A 21,015-nucleotide genomic window follows, 5' to 3' on the forward strand; every position below is an offset into this window, starting at 1 on the left:
AAATAGCAAAAGGGGCCGGTCATTAGACCGGCCCCTTTTGCTATTTTATGCTTTATCAGGAAATTAAACCAGATCAAAAAGGCTACGAACCCCTACCTGTTTGGCTGAGGAAAAGCCCTCGCCAAAGGTTACGCCAATGGCATGACCATACTCCCGGGCGCGGGCTTCTATGAAATCCAGAAACTCAGGTGAAGAGATGTAGGTGTTAGGTGAACTGTCGTCAGGGTTGTAAAACTGCGTTCGGAATGCCCGGATAGTTTCAAGTTTTTTCTCCCAATAGGGTGTCACATCCATCACAAAGTCAGGCTTGATATACCGGTCCTGTATGAAATTGTAGGTAGTTTTTGGGCGCCATGCCTGCTGCTCCAAACCATCATCCCCCAAAGTTTTGATCATTTTGAGCCCGGCCAGGAAACAGGCCTCCGCCACTACCGCTGCCCCGCGTCCGTGATCCGGATGACGGTCGTGCAGGGCATTCATCAGCACAATATCAGGTTGGTACTGGCGTACTTTACGTACGATCTGTAACTGGTGCTCTTTGTCATTGGCGAAAAAACCGTCTGCAAAGTTCAGGTTATCACGCACGGAAAGTCCCATGATCCGGGCGGCGTCCTCTGCTTCTGCCAGGCGCTCTTCCGGTGTACCCCGCGTGCCAAGTTCTCCACGTGTCAGGTCCACCACCCCAGCGCTTTTACCGGCGGCGATATGGGCAATCAAAGTACCGGCACAGCCAAGCTCTACATCATCCGGGTGTGCGGCAAAGGCAAGTATATCTAACTTCATGATCAATTGCTTTCTTATTTGATTCGGAGCGAACGTCCCACCTTCAGAGTCGTACGCGTGCTGATCCCGTTCAGTTTAGTGATCTGGCTGACAGAAACGCCATACCGCTTGGCTATACCTGACAGGGTATCGCCGCTTCGCACCTTATGGTAGCTTGATTTACGCGAGCCGCCGCTGCTGCTCTTCGACTTGTTGTAATAGTTGAACAAGGCTGACGTGATAACGAAGCTTTGCCCCTTAAGCAGATAGTCAGGAAAATCGTACATCAACTCCGGGTCCAGGGGATTGCCCTGATAGCGCACCTCGTAGTGCAGGTGCGGACCCGAGCTACGGCCGGTGCTGCCGCCTAGTCCTATCACTTCCCCCGCCTTCACAAACTGGCCGGTCTCCGCAATGGTCCTGCTCATGTGGCCATAAAGCGTTTCCAAGCCATTGTAATGGCGCAACACGATGTAGTTGCCATATCCACCGCCGTCCCACTTATTGATACGTACCACCCCGTCAAAAGCAGCGTAAATAGAGTCCCCGGTGTCAAGGTCGATGTCAGTGCCATAGTGCCAGCGATACCCTCTGTGACCGAAACGACTTGTCACAGGCGTTTTCTCCAAGGGCATTTTGTAATCGCGCTTGACTCTTGGGTCATACAGGGTGATATCCACTGTATCCTTTAACTGACGGCCATCCATGCGGTAGGGATTGATGTTCCGGGTATCCCATATGGCGTAGTAGCCTGCAATCTTGATCCAGGTTGAGTCGATCAGCACTTCCTCTGATACCTCTACAATATGCTGCTCCCCCAAGTCTAGTTCAGACGTGTCTTCACTGACGATGGACAGCTGTTTCTTTGGGTTGAAGAAAATAGACTTGCCAGCATCCGAATCATCCTCCGGAAACTCCTCGTACTTGATCAAAATGGTGGTGTCAGGTCGTACATAATCTATCTTAGGTGACTTTACCTTAAAAAGATCTTTGACCTTACCCTGAGCAAAGGCACTGCCCATCCCGGAAACGAGACAGAGCAAAAAGAGTGCAATCGTAAGGGGTGCTTTATACTTTAGCATTGTATTGAATATTAGGCGGAGCAGATTTATGAAGCTCAATGTCGCAAAACTAACTACCGCCTCGCCATTTTATTGTGGTCATCTCCCGCCACGTCAAAACAAATTATGCCTGACAGGTATAACCTACTGGTAAATTTAGTGCAAATCTTGCGCAGACAGATAGCGTTCTGCGTCAAGAGCGGCCATGCAACCTGAGCCGGCTGCCGTTACGGCTTGTCTGTAAGTAAAGTCCTGCACATCGCCGCAGGCAAACACACCGTCTATATTGGTTTTGCTCGTTCCCGGAATCGTACGGATATACCCATTCTCGTCCAGATTCAGGTAGTCAGCGAAAATGCCGGAGTTTGGCTGATGCCCGATCGCCACGAAAAATCCCTTCACCGGAATCTCGCGCAGTTCGTCTGTGAGCACATTGCGCACACGCACGCCTTCCACAGCGAATTCACCCAGAATATCGTCCGTTACTGAATTCCAGAGTATTTCGATGTTCTTGGTTTTCTTGACGCGTTCCTGCATGATGGTAGAGGCACGCATTTCGTCACGGCGAACGATCATGTATACCTTACTGCAGATGTTGGCCAGGTAAGTGGCCTCTTCAGCGGCCGTGTCGCCGGCACCTACAATCGCCACATCCTGACCGCGGTAAAAGAAACCATCGCAAACGGCACAGGCACTTACCCCGCTGCCATTCAAACGGGCTTCCGACTCCATACCCAGCCACTTGGCCGATGCGCCGGTAGAGATGATCACGGTATGGGCTTCGATTACCTTCTGGTCGTCAATAGTTACCTTGTGCGGCTGCGAAGAAAAATCCACGGCTGTCGCGATGCCGTACCTGACATCGGTTCCAAAACGCTCGGCCTGGCGCTTAAAGTCTTCCATCATCTGCGGACCGTTGATACCGTCCGGGTAGCCAGGGTAATTCTCTACGTCATTGGTGATGGTGAGCTGGCCGCCGGGCTGCAATCCCTGGTACAGCACAGGGTTAAGTCCGGCACGGGAAGCATAGATAGCTGCTGTATAACCAGCTGGGCCTGATCCGATGATCAGACATTTTACTTTTTCTATTTCCATGTTATGTGAGGCTTATTCGAAATTGGTTGCAAGTATACAAAAAATATGATGCTCTGCCTGCATACTTCCTGTGTTAATTAGCACAAACCCGGCAGAGGACGGGCTTCTTCTGCTAGAAATGCAAAGAGCCCTGACCTTACGGACAGGGCTCTTTGTAGTGTTCTTATGGGCTTAACCGAGGTAAGGCTTCAGTGCTTTGCTTCTGGAAGTATGACGGAGTCTGCGGATAGCTTTCTCCTTGATCTGGCGTACACGCTCACGGGTCAGATTGAACTTCTCCCCGATTTCCTCCAGCGTAAGTGAATGCTCACCGTTCAGACCAAAGTATAGCGTGATCACGTCGGCCTCGCGTTTGGTAAGGGTAGACAGGGCCCGCTGCACTTCTTTGCGAAGCGAGTCGTTCATCAGTCCTGTGTCAGGTGACTCTTCGTCTTCGTTCTCCAGCACATCCAGCAGGCGGTTTTCCTCACCCTGCACAAACGGAGCATCAACTGACACGTGGCGACCAGAGATCTTGAGTGTGTCAACAACCTCAGCAGTTGTCAGCTCTAGCACCTCTGCAATTTCTTCCGGTGAAGGCTCACGCTCGAATTTCTGCTCCAGTTCAGAAAATGACTTAGAAATCTTGTTGAGAGAACCAACGCGGTTCAGTGGCAGACGCACAATACGAGACTGCTCGGCCAATGCCTGCAGAATAGACTGACGGATCCACCAAACTGCATAAGAGATAAACTTAAAACCTCTTGTTTCATCGAAACGCTTGGCCGCTTTGATCAGACCCAGGTTTCCCTCATTGATAAGGTCGCCTAGTGATAGGCCTTGGTTCTGGTACTGCTTGGCCACCGACACTACGAAACGCAGGTTAGCTTTGGTCAACTTCTCAAGTGCAAACTGATCTCCCTCTTTGATTCTCTGAGCAAGCGATACCTCCTCATCCGGTGTAAGCAAATCGACTTTACCAATCTCCTGAAGGTACTTGTCCAGCGACTGGCTTTCGCGGTTGGTGATCTGTTTGCTTATCTTGAGTTGTCTCATCAGAGTATATTGTTATAACAAAAAAATGTGAAAATCTTAATTCCGGGCTCGGAGTGGTAACATCAGAAAATCGCGCAAAGTTCTTACATTTTAAGAATAAAATCAAGAAGCATTTACGCCACTGCAAAACGTAATACTCCTGACGCCACTCCGCCTTATACGGAACGGGCATCAGGAGTATAAAAATTATGGGATTACTGTTGCGCTTCGGCGCCTGGCTTAGGTAGAATAGCCTTGCGTGACAACTTAAACTTACCGGTTTTCTTGTCTACGTCGATTAGCTTCACTTTCACTTCTTCACCAATTTCCAACACGCCATCCATAGTCTCGAGGCGCTCGTGCTTGATCTCCGAAATGTGCAGCAAACCGTCTTTGCCGGCCATGAATTCTACAAAGGCCCCGTAAGGCTGGATAGATTTCACTTTACCAATGTAAACCTCTCCAATCTCCGGCTGTGCCACAATGCCTTTGATCTTGCTCACGGCACTGTTCATGGATTCCTGGTTGCTGGCGAAGATGTTCACATGGCCTTTTTCGTTCTTCTCCTCGATGATGATCGTAGCTCCAGTGTCCTTCTGGATCTGCTGGATTACCTTACCGCCTGGTCCGATCACGGCACCAATAAACTCCTTGTCTATCACAATGTTGAATGAGCGTGGGGTGTGTGGCTTGTAGTCAGCATTAGGCGAAGAAATGGTCTTGTTCATCTCGTTGAGGATGTGCAGACGACCTTCTCTTGCCTGAGCAAGTGCCTGGCTCAACACATCATGCGATAAACCCTGTACTTTGATGTCCATCTGGCAGGCCGTGATACCTTTGCTGGTACCAGCCACTTTAAAGTCCATGTCACCCAGGTGGTCTTCGTCGCCCAGGATGTCAGAAAGAACGGCAAAATTGCCTGTGCTCTCGTCTGTGATCAAGCCCATAGCTATACCTGAAACGCCATCCTTCACAGGAACACCAGCATCCATCAGGGCCAGTGAACCGGCACATACGGTCGCCATGGAAGAAGAACCATTAGACTCCAGAATGTCCGACACGATACGGATTGTGTACGGGTTCTCAGAATCTGCAGGAAGCACTTTCTTAAGCGCTCTGAGTGCCAGGTTACCATGACCGATCTCACGACGGCCAGGACCTCTGTTTGGCTTCACCTCACCTGTTGAGAAGGCTGGGAAGTTATAGTGCAGCAGGAACTTGTTGTATCCGGATACCATCGCACTGTCGATCATCTGCTCGTCCAGTTTGGTGCCCAATGTCACTGTAGTTAGGGATTGTGTCTCACCGCGTGTGAAAACAGCAGAACCGTGCGTAGCTGGCAGGTAGTTGATCTCTGACCAGATAGGGCGGATTTCATTCAGCTGACGGCCATCCAGGCGCACACGGTCGTTCAGGATCATCTTGCGAACGGCGTCTTTCTCTACGTCGTGGTAATAAGTTTTGATAAGTGTCATGTCGTAGCCATGCTCCTCGCCCAGTGACTCCACAAACTCGTTCAGCACAGAAGCAAATCCTTCTTTACGCTCAGACTTGTTGGCACGGCCACGCTTGGCAACTTCATAAGCCTTGTCGTAAGTGGCAGCGTATACCTTCTGACGCAATTCGTCATTGTGTATTTCGTGTGAGTACTCGCGCTTCTGCAGTTTGCCAACCATTTCAGCTAGCTCCATCTGCGCCTGGCACTGTACCTTAATGGCTTCATGTGCGAAAGCAATTGCTTCAAGCATCTCTTCTTCAGAAACCTCGTTCATTTCGCCTTCAACCATCGCAACGCTGTCGATTGAGCCACCCACAATCATGTCGATGTCTGCGCTTTTCAGGTCAGAAGCTTTTGGGTTGATTACGAACTGACCGTCGATGCGCGCTACGCGCACTTCAGAAATAGGTCCGTTGAAAGGAATATCAGAAACTGCAAGCGCTGCAGAAGCTGCCAGGGCTGCAAGTGCATCTGGCAAAATCTCAGCATCTGCAGAGATCATATTTATAGTCATCTGCGTTTCGGCATGGTAGTCGCCCGGGAACATAGGGCGCAGGATACGGTCTACCAAACGGGAAATCAGGATTTCATAGTCAGAAAGGCGCGCTTCTCTTTTGAGGAAGCCTCCGGGGATTTTGCCAGAAGAAGCAAACTTCTCCTGATAGTCTACTGAAAGGGGCAGAAAGTCAACTCCCTCACGGGCTTCTTTGTTAGAAACAACAGCTGCCAGTAGCATGGTGTTACCCATTCTTACTACAACAGATCCGTCGGCCTGCTTGGCTAATTTACCAGTTTCAATAATGATCTCCCGGCCATCCGGAAGAAAGATTGTTTTTGTGATCGCGTTTTGTGACATCTTCAATTATTATTTTTTAGCATCAAATAGAACAGGGCTACCGTTTGCAGCCGCTGCTGGGGTACTGGCAAAGAGGAAGGGGAATATAAAGAGGAATAGAAAAAAATAGGGAATCCCTGTCAGAAATTCCCTATTTTTCTATAAGCTTATTTACGGATACCAAGCTCGGCGATGATCGCTCTGTATCTTTCAATGTCATTTTTCTGCAGGTAGTTCAGAAGTCTTCTTCTTTTACCTACCAGCTTAAGAAGACCAAGACGAGTGCCGAAGTCTTTCTTATGAACCTTCAGGTGCTCTGTCAGATCAGCAATGCGCGTAGTGAACAGCGCGATCTGGCCTTCTGCAGAACCCGTGTCTGTTTTAGACTTGCTCAGGCTGTGCTTTTCAAAAATTTCTTGTTTCGCTTCAGTAGTTAATTTCATTGCGTATAAAAAATATCAATCTGTTATAATCAGTGGATAGTTTCCCGTATAAGCCGCAAAGTTAAATAAAATATCTATATTAAAAAACTTTTTGCAGCGAGTTATTTTGACTCAGCGCTATATTTTGCTGCGCTTCAAACGGGTCATCAGTTTGCGCCAGAAGTCTAATTCGAGCAGGCTGGAGTCGTTCTGCGCCTGGTAGAGGAAGAACAGGCCAATCGGCAACAGGATGGCATTCGCACCCCACATCCCCGCCTCTACCGAGATCAGCCCCTCTCTAGCCCACTTCTCTCCCAGTATGCCCAGCACATACATCACGATGAAGAACATGATGGAGATGATCACGGGCACACCCAGACCTCCCTTTTTGATGATGGCTCCCAGCGGTGCCCCGATCAGAAACATGATCACGATAGCGAATGACTGGGTATACTTGCGCAAAATCTCAATTTCGTAATTGTTTGCATCCCGGTTCAGCGTCGTCACACGTTCTCTGTAGCTATCGGTAAAGCTTTTCACATTACGGGCTTTATTGGCTGCTGTCAGCATGACGTCAGCCGTAATGGGTGGCAATGCCTTCTTCTCATGCACCGAGTCAGGGAGCACTTTTGTAAGTGGCAGGCCATTCTTCACCTGTCCCGTATCCGCTTTGAAATACATGTAGAACGGATCCACATTCGGGGCATACAGCCGGCGCTCCCGCGCACCGGAGTTTCGCAGCGAGTCTGTTACCGCTGCTAGCTGCCCGATGTTCTTCATCATCTTGTTGTCCGAGAAGAGCTCTTCGCGGGTGCGGCCCAGTTCAAAAGAAGCCAGACTGAATATGATCTTAGTGGCATCAAACTTTTCGCGCACAAACTGCTCCGATGAATTCCGGAATCCCCCGTTGTTCTGATCAACGTAGGTATTACCGCGGAACAATTCCAGGATCAGGTAATTGTCGTTGTATTCGGTATACATCTGCCCTGAGTCGGCCAGAATCACCGTGGTGTTGTTGCCACCTTTGGAGTGGTCGTAGATCATGATGTCGCGCAGGGAGCGGCCATCCTCCAGTTTTTCGTTTATTTTGATACTATAGCCGGGCAGACCGTTGTAAAAAGCTCCTTCCTTGAAGTTCATGGCCGGCTTTTTCTGCCTGATGTCCCACAGCAGGCTGTAAGCCTTCAAGTTCGCCTTTGGAACTACATAGTTGTTGAAAAAGAAAGCTCCAATGGAAAGCGCAATCACAAAAAAGGCTACGGGACGCAGAATGCGCGGCAGGGCCACGCCTGACGTTTTGATGGCGGTAAGTTCGTGGTGCTCCCCCAACGTTCCGAAAGTCATCAGGGCTGAGAGCAGCACCGCGAGCGGCAGTGCGACAGGCGCCATGTTGATGCTGAAATAAAACAGCAACTCTGCAAAAACATCGTATCCCAGGTCCTTTCCTACCAGTTCATCGAGGTATTTGAGCATATACTGCGTGAGCAGAATAAACTCCACGATGGCAAACGTGAGGAAGAAAGGGCCTGCAAATGATTTAAGTATTAGCTTATCTAGTTTCTTCATGTGGGCCAGTTGGCATGCGGGCGTCTGAAAACCCGGTTGTTTTCTCTAACACTGGACTTTCAAAAATCGTGCAAAGATAAGCCTTTGGTGCTAAGATGTGCTACCCTCCTACTATTTCGCGCAATTTCTGCATTAAATGCTCCCACAACTCTTCCAACTCTTCTTCGTCATCCTCCTCCGAGTAGTCGACCACTTTCAGATACTGCTCTTGAGTCAGTTCACTTGATTCGATCGAGAAATCGATATAGGATGGGTCCGAAGGGTGCGTTTTGTCCTCGCTAAGAAAAATGAAGCGCACTGAGCGATTCGTACGATGGCTCGTCATCTCAGCCCAATGGTTGCTGCCATCCCAAAAGAAGTTGAACAGCTTGTCCTCGTTTATAGAAACGTCGTCACAGAACCACTGCGAAAGGCCACTTGGGGTGCTCAAGTATGGGTACAGCAAACGGGCAGATGCATTTATGGGGTACTCACGCACAAATTTCGTCTTGGTAGCTTTCATTATCTGTAGTTGTAAGTGACTGAGTAAGTATAGTATTAATTTCCGATTGGCTAAATATACAGAAATTAAAATATTTTTTTGTGCATCAATTGTTGCTTTTTTTAAAACTTACCCCTTATATTTGCATCACAATTCGGCGGGGTAGCTCAGATGGTTAGAGCGCAGGATTCATAACCCTGAGGTCGGCAGTTCGATTCTGCTCCCCGCTACGATGAATTAACAAAAACCGCTGTAGTTTAACACTACAGCGGTTTTTTATTTTTATACTAACGTATTGCTAACGAATTCTTAGAAATGGTTAACGATTTAATTAAATCGTTTGAATTGTCTGCCATGTGCTATGATTTCCCTAATCCCCGTTAGTGAATCGCTATCCCCGTTGTAGTCTACGAACAGGTACTCATTGCCCACTGAGTCTATCCTGAAGCTGCAAAGCACATGATTGTTTACGATGTCAAGTCGCTCTAAGGTAAGTCTATCGCACGAAATCCTCATGAAAGGATTATGTGTGTGTGCTATTGGTGAAGCCGAATAAGGGCCAAACTCATCATAGTCAGGGTCGTCACGCCCTACCGTCACATACCTATAAGTAGTATTGAAGGAAACCTCCTTAATAACATCCTTTACCGTCTCAGAATTGATATGGGCCTGACTCAGCTTGCATATATCCCCATCAACCATGACTTCGTATCTCTTGCTGTCCGTTTTCCTTTTTATCGGCTCTGTTCGGAATATGCTGTACTTAATGTAGTGATTATATAATTGTCTCGCTCTTGAAGAAAATAATTCCTCTTCTACTCCTGTTTGTGCGGCTGTCTTCAGCCATTCTTTTGTGTTAATTTTTCTCATTGAGTTTAAATCTTATTATAATAAATTATTCTTGTGGGTTACCCACGGTGTGCATGCCGATTCAGGCAAGCAGTATTTTAACCTAAGGCTATGCAGCCTGACGGTCACCATATTCCTTAAGCTTCCACTCCTTGATGACGGCAATCCAACTGCTCCTGTAGTCAGCATCGGAATTGAACATTGACTTGTCCTCTTCCTGCATCTTTGTTTGTTGCTTCCATGATTGGTCGGAAGATTTGCCGTTTGACACGGTGTCTAAGTAAACACTTGAGAAGTAAGGACACCACTTGTCTACAGGCAGTGCTTTTATCACTTCGTCCACCTGCCTCTGTTGGTCTTCACTTGTTGTATCGCTGTCTAAACATGAAGTTGTGTCTACTTCTGGTGATGTTGCCTCGGTGGTGGTGGCCCTGTCGGTGGTCATGGTTACCATAGCATCTGTATTCACTTCCTCTACCACTACAGCCAGCATGGTTGTTCCTTGTTTTGTCCCTCTCAGAGCCTCTACCTTGATGGTGGGAGCCAGCGAGTACTCTTCCCTGAAGACGTCCTCCATAGCTGTATAGACGCTCTGGACATCCTCTTTCAGCACGATACAGGCATCATGGATGGTGGTTAACCAAATGCCCTGCTTCTGTGCCCGCATGACGACCCTGTTTAGAATGGCGTCTGACTCCACCTGTTGCATCTGACGTGACAGGTCTTTATAGCTTCTCACCAGTTTTTTGCCCTCGTACACATTCCTTTTGGCGTTCTTGATGAACTCGAACACGTCAGGGTATAGCTTCTTGAAGCCCTGTGCCAGAAGGTTGTTCTCAAGGTTCATGGTGTAGATGCTGCAATAGAACACGTTACCAAAGAACTCCGTCTTGAACCAGTTCCTACGGTGTGCAGGCACTCCCAACTCAGCCATCAGTCTGCTGTACAGGGTTCCAGTCGAAGTATCCTCTATGTAGCGGGTGACGGATTCAGGCATGTTGTGACGGTAGTGTGCGGTAAGCAGTATGTTCAGGAAGAATGGCTGTGAGCAACTCAGGTCAAGGTTATAGAGTGGGGCCTCAGGGTCTCGCTTGTCGAACAGAAACTGTCTGAGGAACCTGCTGGAATTGGTCAGGGGCGTGTGCAGCCTGCCGTACTCGTCCAAGCTTAGATTGAAGATGCCGTTGTCAATGGTGTTGATGGCTATCAGGTCGGCATTGTACTTGTCATTGATGCTGCGTTCCAACGCCTCCACACCAGCTGCGAAATGTTCGCTGTTGAACTCATACAGTCCCCATTGCTCAGCCTCTTCGTTGTAGGCGATGAAGTGATTGGCGTTGATGGAGTGGAAGAGTTGCAGTGACTTCCTGTGCTTCTCAGTGACGAAATCGTGTGCCTCTTCGGCACGAATCCCGATTCGCTGTATCATGTCATGCAGGTACTGAACAGGCCCCTTGAAGGTGTTCACGTAGGCTTTCTTGTTTCTCAGGTTGTTCTCGAAGGTGTCGTTGATGCAGATTTCTGTCCTGTAGCTCCCTGCGTACTTGGGGGTTATCCTCCACCCCTTAGACCGCTTGCCGATGATGTAGTGGTTGTTGGTCTCGATGATACCCCACTTGAGAAGATTTCTCTTCACAGTGTCTCTGTAGCCTTGCAGGAAGGGCTTCAGGTGGTTGTCCTTGATTCTGGTATAGCCCTTAGGGTTCCTGTCATACTGGTTCAGGTACCCTTTATAGATGGTGCTTAGAAAGTAGTGGTACTTGTCAAGGTGGTCGTTAATCTGTCGCTGCGAGAAGCCGTTGTCCCGCATAATTTGTTTCATGTCAACGCTGGCAGGCACAAAAAGGAGTACAGCCCTGCGATGGGGTAGTTTAGTCATTTGTTGTAAGAGTTAAGTAATAATGTTATGCTGTCATTGTCACTGATGTCCAAATCAGTGTGTGCTAAGCGTTCGGGGTGGAACCAGAGAGGCCGCTTAACTGGCCAATGACGAACCCAACCTCTCTGCCCCTTTGCACTAAATAGTCACGTTCGCAAGAGAATGGCTTGGGGACACGGTATTTTTGCAAAGACAGGGAAAATGCGGCTGTTGACCGTTTTTGTAGTTTGGCCACATCTCCCAACAAGTCAATAGTATGTTTTAGGAACCAGAAATAAAAAGCAGGGGCATATTTATTTGAATTATTTTGCAATAACCTGTAATTCAGTTGGTTATGAGGTGGAGTTACATGTGTTCAAGTCGGGTGACATATAGCACTCCCATGTAACTCGTGTGACATAAAGGGTAAACGCTCTATGCTGAGTCGAATGAACTCGTGTGACATATACCTTCTGAAAGGATTGCTTTCTTACCGTAAAATGGGTGATTTCAGGGTCAAAGAAGGGTTCAACTCGTGTGACGTAGGGAAGGGATAGAGAGAGGAATTTTTTATAATACTAATAATACCCTTAGAGAGACAGTATACCCCATCAATGCGATATAACACCATAGGTATAGAGAATAGAAGAGAGAATACTCTTGACAGAAGTACACCTTGTTATACCGTGTCCGTAGGCTGTGCGGCACTGTGGATGGTTGCGGCCCCCAACCTGACGGTGCGCCCACCAGGGCGCATGTCTGGTAGTGGTAAGGAGTGATTCAGGCCACCGTCAGTTACCTGTTCTATTCAAATGTGCCGAGTAAGGTTAAACGGGTGCAACCCAAGACTATAATGAATTGACTGGCAATGGTGCAGATAATTTTATGTTACCGTAATTCCCCTTTATTCCTCCCTTTTCAGACAAGTGAATCGGCCATCACAGCCGATTAGACGGTAATCATCATGCGTCCACATGGGGAGAGTGGCGATTTTAGAGGAAAACGCCACGAAATAGTGCCCCCTGCGGGGGGGGTATCCGACCTCCCCCCCCCATGTGACAGACATTCTCAAATCACGGAGGCCCCCATCTCTACGATTGCGACAAATTTCTAATTTTGAAATCAGGATTTATATTTTTCTATAAAAACCAATTGCAAAGTAGAAACAAGCCCTTCTCAAAAAAAATTTACAACCTACACCTCGTCTCCAACTCGTGCAAGTCCCCTTTAACAACCCTTTTACTTGCCACAACAGGTTCAGTTAGTTTAGGTGACTTGTTGAGAAACATTCAATATTTTCTATAAATAATGTTTAACTTGTAATCTGGAAAACAGACAGAACATGGCATTAAGCTGGAATGAAATAAAGGACAGGGCGGCAAGATTCACCAAAGAATGGGAGAACACCCACAAGGAGGAAGCCGATGCTAAGCCATTCCTGATAGATTTTTTTAATGTGTTCGGAATAAGCCAGAAGAAGGTGGGTACATTCGAGCATAGAGTGAAGAAGCTCAATGAGCAGGACGGGTACATTGACCTGCTGTGGAAGGGTACGTTGCTGGTGGAGATGAAGAGCAAGGGCAAGAATCTTGACAAAGCATACCAGCAAGCAAGAGACTACCTGCATGGCCTTGAGCAACACGAATTGCCATCGTACATCGTGGTGTCCGACTTCGACCATTTCAGGCTCTACGATGTTCTGGACGAGTCAATGGTTTCCTTCCAGCTAAAGGACTTCGTGAAGCATGTGCAGCATTTTGGCTTCATCGCTGGTTACCAGCAGCGTGTCTACAAGGAACAAGACCCTGTAAACATCAAGGCGGCTGAGTTGATGGGCAAGCTGCATGACAGACTCAAGGAGATAGGCTATGAGGGACATGCGCTTGAGGTGTACCTCGTTAGACTCCTGTTCTGCCTGTTCGCTGACGACACCACAATCTTCGAGCGGGACACATTCCGAGACCTACTCGAGCAGCGCACCCACGAGGACGGCAGCGACTTGGCGGGACGCATCAGCGAACTGTTCTATATTCTCAACACGCCACGTGAGAAGCGTCTAAAGAACATTGACGAGCAGCTAAACGCTTTCCCCTACGTCAACGGGAAACTATTTGAGGAGACGTTGCCGCCCGCCTCGTTCGACAGCCAGATGCGGCAGGCACTCTTAGACTGTTGTGCGCTCGATTGGGGCCGAATCAGTCCAGCCATATTCGGTTCGATGTTCCAAAGTGTAATGAACCCGAAAGAGCGTAGGAACCTTGGGGCCCACTACACCAGCGAGAAGAATATCCTTAAGGTTATAAAACCCCTGTTTCTGGACGCACTGTGGGACGAATTCGAGAGCGTTCGCCACAACCGTGCAAAACTCAATGAGTTTCATAAGAAACTGAGCAGCCTGACATTCTTAGACCCTGCCTGTGGGTGCGGCAACTTCCTCGTGATAACCTACCGTGAACTACGGCTACTTGAGATTGAGATACTAAGGGCATTGAACAAGACGGGGCAGCAGTTCATTGACGTGCGTGAAATCATGTGGCTGGACGTTGACATGATGTATGGTATCGAATACGAAGAGTTTCCCGCCCGCATCGCTGAGGTGGCCATGTGGTTGATAGACCACCAGATGAACATGGCTATCTCTCAGGAGTTCGGTCAGTACTTCGTACGCCTCCCCCTCAAGAAGGCCGCTAACATCGTTCATGGTAACGCTCTGCAAATAGATTGGGAAAGTGTGGTGCCAAAAGAGCAGCTTACCTACCTCTATGGGAACCCGCCATTTCTTGGAAAGTCTAATCAAAGCCTATCCCAAAAAGAGGACATGGCAAAAGTATTTGTCGGTGTAAACAGTGCAGGGGCGTTAGACTACGTTGCAGCATGGTACGTCAAAGCAGCACAGTATATACAAGGAACCACCATTAAGGTAGCTTTCGTCTCAACCAACTCTATTACACAAGGTGAGCAGGTAGCAGTATTATGGGGTGAGCTTTACAGAAAGTACAACATAAAGATTCACTTCGCACACCGCTCCTTCAGTTGGAGTAATGAAGCAAAGGGCAATGCAGGGGTTCACGTTGTGATTATCGGGTTCGCCAGCTTTGACACCCCTGAAAAATACATCTATGAGTACGCCACGATAAAAGGGGAACCACAGGAGATAAAAGCGAAGAACGTGAATCCCTATCTGGTAGACGCCAAGGAGATTCTTGTCACGAGAAGGAAAAAGCCAGTGTCCCATGTACCAGAGATGGTCTATGGAAACAAACCAACAGACAATGGCAACTTTCTTTTCACCGATGCCGAGAAGGAGGAATTCTTGCAGCGTGAACCAAAGGCGGAGAGATGGATGAAAAAGTTCATAGGGGCAGAGGAGTTCATCAATGGCAGGTTCAGGTGGTGTCTATGGTTGAAGGACGCCTCACCGATGGATTTGAAAGCCATGCCCTTGGTCTTGGAGCGGGTACAGAAAGTGAGGGAGTTCAGGTTGAAAAGCACGAAGGCTGCAACGGTGAAGAAAGCCGCCACACCCTATCTGTTTGATGAAATCCGTCACACAGGAAGGGACTACCTGATAATTCCAGAGGTGTCTTCTGAGCGGAGGAAGTACATCCCGATAGGATACATGGACAGGGAGGTCATCACCAGCAACAAGAACTACATGATACCAGATGCAAACCTGTTCTTGTTTGGTGTCCTCTCCTCTGAGATGCACATGGCGTGGGTAAGGAATGTAACTGGTAGGTTGGAAAGCAGGATTCAATACTCCAACGGTATAGTTTACAACAACTTTGCTTGGCCAGAGAACCCTTCTGAAAAGCAGGTAAAGGCTGCGGAGTTGGCCGCTCAGAAGGTGCTGGATATTAGGTCAATGTTCCCCGACAGTTCCCTTGCCGCCCTCTATGACCCCTTGACCATGCCGCCCCAGCTGGTCAAGGCGCACCAAGACTTGGACAGGGCCGTGGACGTGTGCTACAGACCGCAGGCGTTCCCATCGGAGGCGAAGCGCATGGAGTTCCTGTTCGACCTCTACGAACGCTACACGGCTGGTCTGTTCGCCAAGGAGAAGCCTAAAAAGGCAAAGAAAAAGGTGCCGATTGCGGACGAAATTTAATTCAAGAACACATCCACTAACCAACATCGGGTTCAAAGTTTAATTATTTACAGGAAGATGGCAAAATTTTTAAGGACGGCAGGAATCTCTTATAAGATAGAGGACATCATTGTTAATGCGAAGGAGGAACTGGTTATCGTTTCCCCTTACCTGAAGATTTCAAATAACTTGTTTGAAAGGTTGAAAGAGAAGTCTGATGACGGTGTACGAATAGACTTCGTTTATGGGAAGAGCGAACTGCTGCCTGTTGAAAGAAGAAAGATAGAGGGACTTCGTACCATCAACCTATACTTCCATGAGAACCTGCATGCCAAATGTTACTACAACGAGCAGGAGATGATTATCACGTCCATGAACCTGTATGAGTTCTCTGAAAAGAATAACAGGGAGATGGGCGTATTTATTAGTAGAGCAGATGACTTACAACTGTACGAAGATGGGGTGCAGGAAGCCAAATCCATCATAGCTGCATCAAGAGGGAAGATAACAGGGCATGGCAAGGTCGAACATAAGCAGACCGTTATCACTTCCTCAGTAGGGCCGAACGCCACTGTTGGGAGCGGTGAGTTCAACCATAAATCAGTCATCACAGACCTTACCAACGAACTAAACAGATTATACTCCGCTCAAGATTTTCAAGTTAACAAGGATAACTTAGGTCTTGTCTGTCAAGAATTCATATCAAAGAACATCAAGCTGGAAATCATTGTAACTAATTCTGCGTGGAGAATTAATGTTCAGCTTGTCTATGATGATTTCAAAGAGCGAAGAAAGGTGTATGACATGCTTTCTGAAGACTTCAGACACAGGGTTGAATCGTCACTACCGAAAGGTACGGTATCTTGGGGCAGCCAAATGAAGAGGGTAAAAATAGGTATAACTAAGTGGAAGCACCTTGATTACTTCACCACAAATGAGGATGCTATCACAAAAATAGCTGGTTGTATAAAGCAAATTGAAGATACGGTGATACCTGCTATCAATAAAATCAATGATGTCTTCAGAATGATTACAGCAACCACGGAAGAAGACATGAGTTAAACGTAGCTTCTGTAACCTCAGCGGGTACGCCAGACGATAAAAATGAATCTTAGGCTAACAGCTTCTTGACCCGCTGCACGGTGCTGATGCCAACGCCACACAGCTTCGCAGTTTCCCTTATGCTTTGCCCTGACCGTAGGTAACGCACCACCTTGGGGTGCTGCTTCACTATATCTTTGGTACTGCCCTCAGGGCGACCCAAATGCTTACCCTTACGCTTTGCCTCAGCCATGCCGCTCTTGACCCGCTCAATCAGGGTCATTCGCTCCATTCTGCCGATGTCAGTCAGGATGGTAAAAAGGAATTGAGCCATTGAGTTCTCAGTGCCATCAGGGTTCAACGTCTCAAGGGTGTAGTTCTTCACAACAACGCTCACCTTGTTGGCGTGTAGGGATTTAAGTGTGTCCAATACCTGTGCGGTGTCACGTCCAAGCCTTGTGACCTCGTGGATTAACACCTTGTTGATTTTCCTCGCCTCAGCCAGCTTGATGACTTGCTGGATTCCCTTCCGCTCTGAGTTCTTCTTTGCGCCACTGACGGTCTCAGTCACCACCGCTACGACATCGTAGTCTCTTGAGGATGCGAACTCGGTGAGTTCGGTCACTTGGCGGTCGTGGCTCTGGTCTGACGATGACACACGGGTTAGGAGGGCTACGTTATTCATGGCTTTTGATTAAAACGGTTCAAGAGCCTGAACGGCACGTGTTATTTTAAGGTTTACCTTACGTGAACACATTTTCATGACGATGAAATATGCGATTCCAGCCCGCCAGAGAGCCTAATCCTGAAGACCCTTTTTTGAACACACCATCGACAAGGCGTACGTGTAGAAGCGACTAAGTGGTAATGTTTAGTAAAGGCTGTGTACGAGGCGAAGCTGAGTTTATAGCCTGTGCCGTGTTGGCAAGCTTCTGAGAATTTACTATAGCTGTGAGTATGACAGCACAGCTTTTGTTGTTTTAAGAAAATGCAAGGTAATTGGTTTGGCAGGGTCAAGCTCGGATTCAGGTTCGTAAATGGTGAACGATTTATACTTTTTGTCAGAGGTGCGAAGGGTAACTTTCTTTTTGAGCTTGTCCTTGGAGAGATTCTCAATTGTTGTTTTTAAGACCATTTTGCTACCGCTGTCAACGTCTTGCTGCGCCCTGTATACCAAACGAAAATAAACTAAAGCAGCTAAAGGTAGATACACCCACAGAAGGTAAACAAGTGCATCACCGTAGGACATGCGGTTTATAAGTGCAGGAGAACCAGTCTTCGTGCCAATGAAAGGGTTTATCAGCCACAATACTGAAAGAAATACAACCGCACGCCACCAGCCCCTCATCCTTTTTTCTTTTTCATTGGCCGCTTGATGCTCTTCGCAGACACTACGCTCTACCTCCTGTGGCTTGTTGGTTTCTAAAGTTTCTAACAGACTCTGTGTGTTCATATCTTTAAACTCCTCCACCAACACTTGCCAACGGCTTAGCCATAAGGCGACACAGCTGGCTTATGGGTGTGATTTTACAACGGCCTTGTACATGAGGTGAGCAAGGCATAGCCGCAGCTTTACTCATGTGCTGTGTTAGCCTTGTTTTTTCTTACTCACCACAAACTACTTTAGTGACTAATTGCGTATCAGGGTCAAAATATATTTCTGTACCAGTCGAAGCAAGGAACACCGCAGGATAAGTAAGGTAGTATGTCTTTTCTGTGCTATTATTAAAGCTTGTCCAGATTTCACTTCTATTTCTCCTTCTGTAATATTCATAGTCCCCCATTACCTTCTTTGCTTCCTCCAGCGTCATGCCAACTTTCACATTTTCACACACAGATAAGTATTGAGAAGCTTCACTCTGTTCTTTAATAAAATCATATATGACCTTAACAGTAGCAATCAAGCCTATGAAAGCAAAAATGTATATGAGTTTTTTCTTCATTCAAAATTTAGGCTAACGTCTGGTACAGGCTATGGTAAGGCGTCAGCCAAAACTACAGCCTGTGCATTGTTACCTGACTTAGTTTTTAATTTTATTGAGCAATTCAATCGCAGCATTATTGATTTCTCTCCACTCTAAGGTATACACGAAAAGCTCAATATCAGGCACATTATAAGGTGAAACTCTTGTGGTCTCACGTTCTAAAACATGTTCGAAATCCGCTAATAATTTTAACTCAGTTTCATTAAAAGCCATCTTAAACTTTCTATCATCAGGATTATAAAAATCTGTCCATTGCTCAAACAGTTCTGCTGACACATTTGCAATAGGAACATTTTTTTGGTAGTTCAGTTGGGCTTCTTTTGATGACCATAATTCAATTACATCAAGAACCAGTTTCCTAATTCTTGTTGCCATTTCTTCATCAGATACTATTTCTTCATCCATTGATATGACAGGTAACTACGGGATATACGGAATAAACATACGGTTTTTTGTCGTTTTTGACAGATAACCGTAGCTGGATTAACGAATATACTATATACAAATTTCTATATCTGCTTTTTCATGCTGCCAAATTCTAATCAATCTGAATTGATTAATCCCACCGCCTCGGTTGCCAGATAATGAAGTAAGGTTGAGCATGCTGGTTGTCGCCAACTTCAATGAAGCGACAAACATGGTTGAACAATTGCGGCTATACTCACCTTTTTAGTAGTCCTTGTAGCACCTACCAATACAGTCCTCAGAGGCGGAAAGCTTTTGGCTACTATTGCAGGCATGGCCAGTTTTAGCATTGTCATTTCATGTCAAGGTATCTGTCTATGTCGCCCTTGCGGATTCTTTGCCCCTTTATACCCTTAAGTTGTACGGGTTGCAGTAAACCAGCATTGATAATATTGTATACAGTCTGTCTTGTTACACCCAAAAGTTTGGCCACTTCCTGTATGGTGTAAAGCTGTAAGGTGTTGCTTGAGCGTGGTGTATCTATCAGATTAAGCCTTACCAGTAGTTCATGACAGTCAAGAAGAAAAGTTCTGGAAACCACTTCGTTACCTGAACTGGCCCTTGCTACGGTTTTGATAATACCTTCATTGGTAAGTCTATCCATCATATCTGTGCCCACCTCTTCTAATTGTTCATAGAAAAAGTGCAGAATGTACCTAAGCAAGGAACCCTGATTGTCGAATTCTACCACAAGCCCCGCACGTGGGTGCAGTTCAGAAGAATAAGTCTTACCCATACGCTATTTATCCCACTTGGACATTTCTGCTGATTTTATAGAATCGGTGTGGTCGATGTACTTTCTGAACGAACGGTAATCGCTGTGGCCACTCAGGGCCATGACGATATCCTGTCTCATACCGAGCATCAAACTCAACGTGACGAACGTTCTTCTCCCCGCATGTGAGGAAATGACTTCCCACTTTTGCTTAATCACCATCTTTCCCTTTTTTTCTTTGTCACGAACAGATACAGTCCCTTTGATTCCCGCTTCACAACATACCTCTTTGATGTAATCGTTAAATTTCTGGTTACTGATAGCCAAGGCACTTAGGTCATTATCGTATTTATTGAGGATACCACGAGAAAACTTATTCAATGGTATAGTGAGGACTTGCTTGGTCTTCGCAGCCAGAATCTGAATGCTATCGGCATGAACATCGTGCGGTTTCAGTTGGCTTCCATCGCTAAACCTTAATCCCGTTGTACAGAGAATTATGAATAAGTCCCTGACTTTGGCAAGCCGCTCATTCTCCAACTGTAACTCGTACAACTTGGTGAGTTCTTCATAGGAAAGGGTAATCATTTTAGTGGGTACTAACCGTGGGAGTTTCCACTTTCTGTAATCCATGTTGGTATTAATACCTCTATCAGTCAAATAATTAAAAAAAGTCCGCAATGTTTCTAACCTTTTCACAGCTGTGTTCGGGCTATTATATTTAGAGCGGGCGAACTTAAGCAGGGTGTCGTAGATGTTCAGGCTTAAGTCAGATAGGGTGAGGGTATGACCTGTCTCGATGTAGTCCGTCAAGAGTTTCTTCAGGCCGTCAATCGCCTTCATGCCATTAAGGGTAAGCATATGCCCCTTAAACTTATGGAACTCCTCATACAGTTCCAGAACTGTGGGCTGTCTGGCGAGGGGCTTTTTCTCACAAAGGGCCTTGATATCAGCGGGTGTTGCGTTCGGGTTTTCCCGTACATGCTGCTGGACTTCCAGTTTTTTCTTCAGGATAGCACTATTGACACCCTGATAGCCCTCGTAGCTGGACATGACTTCTTGCTTCCGACTCCAATAGCGAACCGCTATCTTCTCCCCTGTCGGTATTCGTTTGGTATCCTTCTTGCCACCCTTGGGATTAATCGAAACTTCTACATAAATGGGACATTGGCCTGACCTATCTGCCTTTGTCTTTTGAATCATTAGTCGAACATTCATGGTACAGTTGGAAAAAGGATAACTAACAACTAACTCAATTGATGTCAACTACTGTAAAATATA

The 21,015-nt window shown here is 47.0% G+C and carries 18 protein-coding genes and 1 tRNA gene; 3 read left to right on the top strand and 16 right to left on the bottom strand.

The genetic code is table 11. From position 1 onward, the window contains the following. Positions 1 to 63 precede the first annotated feature (63 nt). The 8 genes from bshB1 to L1278_RS15170 all read right to left on the bottom strand — a co-directional run bounded on the left by bshB1 (position 64) and on the right by L1278_RS15170 (position 8,755). The gene (bshB1, locus tag L1278_RS15135; protein WP_253405866.1) at positions 64 to 783 is read right to left on the bottom strand and encodes a bacillithiol biosynthesis deacetylase BshB1; all 720 of its coding nucleotides are present in this window, start codon (positions 781 to 783) and stop codon (positions 64 to 66) included. 14 nt (positions 784 to 797) lie between these two features. Continuing rightward, positions 798 to 1,844 carry a M23 family metallopeptidase gene (locus L1278_RS15140; RefSeq protein WP_253405867.1) on the bottom strand — a complete coding sequence of 349 codons (1,047 nt, stop codon included), beginning with the start codon at positions 1,842 to 1,844 and terminating at the stop codon, positions 798 to 800. 135 nt (positions 1,845 to 1,979) lie between these two features. Continuing rightward, positions 1,980 to 2,918, bottom strand: a complete 939-nt coding sequence (gene trxB / locus L1278_RS15145; protein WP_188499624.1) for a thioredoxin-disulfide reductase — start codon at positions 2,916 to 2,918, stop codon at positions 1,980 to 1,982. A 171-nt stretch (positions 2,919 to 3,089) separates the two neighbouring features. Further along, the gene (locus L1278_RS15150; protein ID WP_007656436.1) at positions 3,090 to 3,953 is read right to left on the bottom strand and encodes an RNA polymerase sigma factor RpoD/SigA; all 864 of its coding nucleotides are present in this window, start codon (positions 3,951 to 3,953) and stop codon (positions 3,090 to 3,092) included. A gap of 194 nt (positions 3,954 to 4,147) precedes the next feature. Continuing rightward, positions 4,148 to 6,286 (bottom strand): polyribonucleotide nucleotidyltransferase, encoded by a 2,139-nt coding sequence (pnp, locus tag L1278_RS15155; RefSeq protein ID WP_253405868.1) that lies wholly within the window; start codon positions 6,284 to 6,286, stop codon positions 4,148 to 4,150. Between the two features lie 146 nt (positions 6,287 to 6,432). Further along, positions 6,433 to 6,708 (bottom strand): 30S ribosomal protein S15, encoded by a 276-nt coding sequence (gene rpsO / locus L1278_RS15160; protein ID WP_116543530.1) that lies wholly within the window; start codon positions 6,706 to 6,708, stop codon positions 6,433 to 6,435. A 117-nt stretch (positions 6,709 to 6,825) separates the two neighbouring features. Continuing rightward, positions 6,826 to 8,253 (bottom strand): LptF/LptG family permease, encoded by a 1,428-nt coding sequence (locus tag L1278_RS15165; protein WP_253405869.1) that lies wholly within the window; start codon positions 8,251 to 8,253, stop codon positions 6,826 to 6,828. Between the two features lie 100 nt (positions 8,254 to 8,353). Further along, entirely contained in the window at positions 8,354 to 8,755 is a 402-nt protein-coding gene (locus L1278_RS15170) for an START-like domain-containing protein (RefSeq protein ID WP_253405870.1), read from the bottom strand. Positions 8,756 to 8,890: 135 nt separating this feature from the next. Between L1278_RS15170 and L1278_RS15175 the strand changes: the two genes are divergently transcribed. Then, positions 8,891 to 8,964 (top strand) — tRNA-Met (locus tag L1278_RS15175). A gap of 97 nt (positions 8,965 to 9,061) precedes the next feature. On the opposite strand, the gene L1278_RS15180 is transcribed toward L1278_RS15175, so the two are convergent. Continuing rightward, entirely contained in the window at positions 9,062 to 9,604 is a 543-nt protein-coding gene (locus tag L1278_RS15180; protein ID WP_253405871.1) for a hypothetical protein, read from the bottom strand. Positions 9,605 to 9,692: 88 nt separating this feature from the next. After that, positions 9,693 to 11,462, bottom strand: coding sequence for a hypothetical protein (locus L1278_RS15185; RefSeq protein ID WP_253405872.1), 1,770 nt, complete (start codon positions 11,460 to 11,462; stop codon positions 9,693 to 9,695). A 1,321-nt stretch (positions 11,463 to 12,783) separates the two neighbouring features. On the opposite strand from L1278_RS15185, the gene L1278_RS15190 reads away from it, so the two are divergent. Together L1278_RS15190 and L1278_RS15195 are read left to right on the top strand one after the other, a co-directional pair. Then, complete coding sequence (locus L1278_RS15190; RefSeq protein ID WP_253405873.1) at positions 12,784 to 15,549, top strand: DNA methyltransferase; 2,766 nt, start codon at positions 12,784 to 12,786, stop codon at positions 15,547 to 15,549. Positions 15,550 to 15,606: 57 nt separating this feature from the next. After that, on the top strand, positions 15,607 to 16,590 hold the full coding sequence (locus L1278_RS15195) for a phospholipase D family protein (RefSeq protein WP_253405874.1): 984 nt from the start codon (positions 15,607 to 15,609) through the stop codon (positions 16,588 to 16,590). Between the two features lie 49 nt (positions 16,591 to 16,639). Here L1278_RS15195 and L1278_RS15200 read toward each other — a convergent pair whose 3' ends face one another. The 6 genes from L1278_RS15200 to L1278_RS15225 all read right to left on the bottom strand — a co-directional run bounded on the left by L1278_RS15200 (position 16,640) and on the right by L1278_RS15225 (position 20,937). Then, a complete protein-coding gene (locus L1278_RS15200; protein WP_253405875.1) occupies positions 16,640 to 17,254 on the bottom strand; it encodes a recombinase family protein in 615 nt (204 codons plus the stop codon). Between the two features lie 258 nt (positions 17,255 to 17,512). Continuing rightward, on the bottom strand, positions 17,513 to 18,022 hold the full coding sequence (locus tag L1278_RS15205) for a hypothetical protein (protein WP_253405876.1): 510 nt from the start codon (positions 18,020 to 18,022) through the stop codon (positions 17,513 to 17,515). A 151-nt stretch (positions 18,023 to 18,173) separates the two neighbouring features. After that, positions 18,174 to 18,512: a hypothetical protein gene (locus tag L1278_RS15210; RefSeq protein WP_253405877.1), complete on the bottom strand. Its 339-nt coding sequence runs from the start codon at positions 18,510 to 18,512 to the stop codon at positions 18,174 to 18,176. 78 nt (positions 18,513 to 18,590) lie between these two features. Next, complete coding sequence (locus L1278_RS15215; RefSeq protein WP_116545457.1) at positions 18,591 to 18,959, bottom strand: hypothetical protein; 369 nt, start codon at positions 18,957 to 18,959, stop codon at positions 18,591 to 18,593. Between the two features lie 352 nt (positions 18,960 to 19,311). Next, a complete protein-coding gene (locus tag L1278_RS15220) occupies positions 19,312 to 19,755 on the bottom strand; it encodes a helix-turn-helix domain-containing protein (RefSeq protein ID WP_253405878.1) in 444 nt (147 codons plus the stop codon). A gap of 3 nt (positions 19,756 to 19,758) precedes the next feature. Beyond that, a complete protein-coding gene (locus L1278_RS15225; protein ID WP_253405879.1) occupies positions 19,759 to 20,937 on the bottom strand; it encodes a site-specific integrase in 1,179 nt (392 codons plus the stop codon). Positions 20,938 to 21,015: the final 78 nt, after the last annotated feature.

The organism is Pontibacter sp. HSC-36F09 (assembly GCF_024171605.1).
Taxonomy (GTDB): Bacteria; Bacteroidota; Bacteroidia; order Cytophagales; family Hymenobacteraceae; genus Pontibacter.

Coding starts and splice junctions, on each gene's coding strand:
- bshB1 (WP_253405866.1), bottom strand. CDS start 783: ATGAAGTTAGATATACTTGCCTTTGCCGCACACCCGGATGATGTAGAG.
- L1278_RS15140 (WP_253405867.1), bottom strand. CDS start 1,844: ATGCTAAAGTATAAAGCACCCCTTACGATTGCACTCTTTTTGCTCTGT.
- trxB (WP_188499624.1), bottom strand. CDS start 2,918: ATGGAAATAGAAAAAGTAAAATGTCTGATCATCGGATCAGGCCCAGCT.
- L1278_RS15150 (WP_007656436.1), bottom strand. CDS start 3,953: ATGAGACAACTCAAGATAAGCAAACAGATCACCAACCGCGAAAGCCAG.
- pnp (WP_253405868.1), bottom strand. CDS start 6,286: ATGTCACAAAACGCGATCACAAAAACAATCTTTCTTCCGGATGGCCGG.
- rpsO (WP_116543530.1), bottom strand. CDS start 6,708: ATGAAATTAACTACTGAAGCGAAACAAGAAATTTTTGAAAAGCACAGC.
- L1278_RS15165 (WP_253405869.1), bottom strand. CDS start 8,253: ATGAAGAAACTAGATAAGCTAATACTTAAATCATTTGCAGGCCCTTTC.
- L1278_RS15170 (WP_253405870.1), bottom strand. CDS start 8,755: ATGAAAGCTACCAAGACGAAATTTGTGCGTGAGTACCCCATAAATGCA.
- L1278_RS15180 (WP_253405871.1), bottom strand. CDS start 9,604: ATGAGAAAAATTAACACAAAAGAATGGCTGAAGACAGCCGCACAAACA.
- L1278_RS15185 (WP_253405872.1), bottom strand. CDS start 11,462: ATGACTAAACTACCCCATCGCAGGGCTGTACTCCTTTTTGTGCCTGCC.
- L1278_RS15190 (WP_253405873.1), top strand. CDS start 12,784: ATGGCATTAAGCTGGAATGAAATAAAGGACAGGGCGGCAAGATTCACC.
- L1278_RS15195 (WP_253405874.1), top strand. CDS start 15,607: ATGGCAAAATTTTTAAGGACGGCAGGAATCTCTTATAAGATAGAGGAC.
- L1278_RS15200 (WP_253405875.1), bottom strand. CDS start 17,254: ATGAATAACGTAGCCCTCCTAACCCGTGTGTCATCGTCAGACCAGAGC.
- L1278_RS15205 (WP_253405876.1), bottom strand. CDS start 18,022: ATGAACACACAGAGTCTGTTAGAAACTTTAGAAACCAACAAGCCACAG.
- L1278_RS15210 (WP_253405877.1), bottom strand. CDS start 18,512: ATGAAGAAAAAACTCATATACATTTTTGCTTTCATAGGCTTGATTGCT.
- L1278_RS15215 (WP_116545457.1), bottom strand. CDS start 18,959: ATGGATGAAGAAATAGTATCTGATGAAGAAATGGCAACAAGAATTAGG.
- L1278_RS15220 (WP_253405878.1), bottom strand. CDS start 19,755: ATGGGTAAGACTTATTCTTCTGAACTGCACCCACGTGCGGGGCTTGTG.
- L1278_RS15225 (WP_253405879.1), bottom strand. CDS start 20,937: ATGATTCAAAAGACAAAGGCAGATAGGTCAGGCCAATGTCCCATTTAT.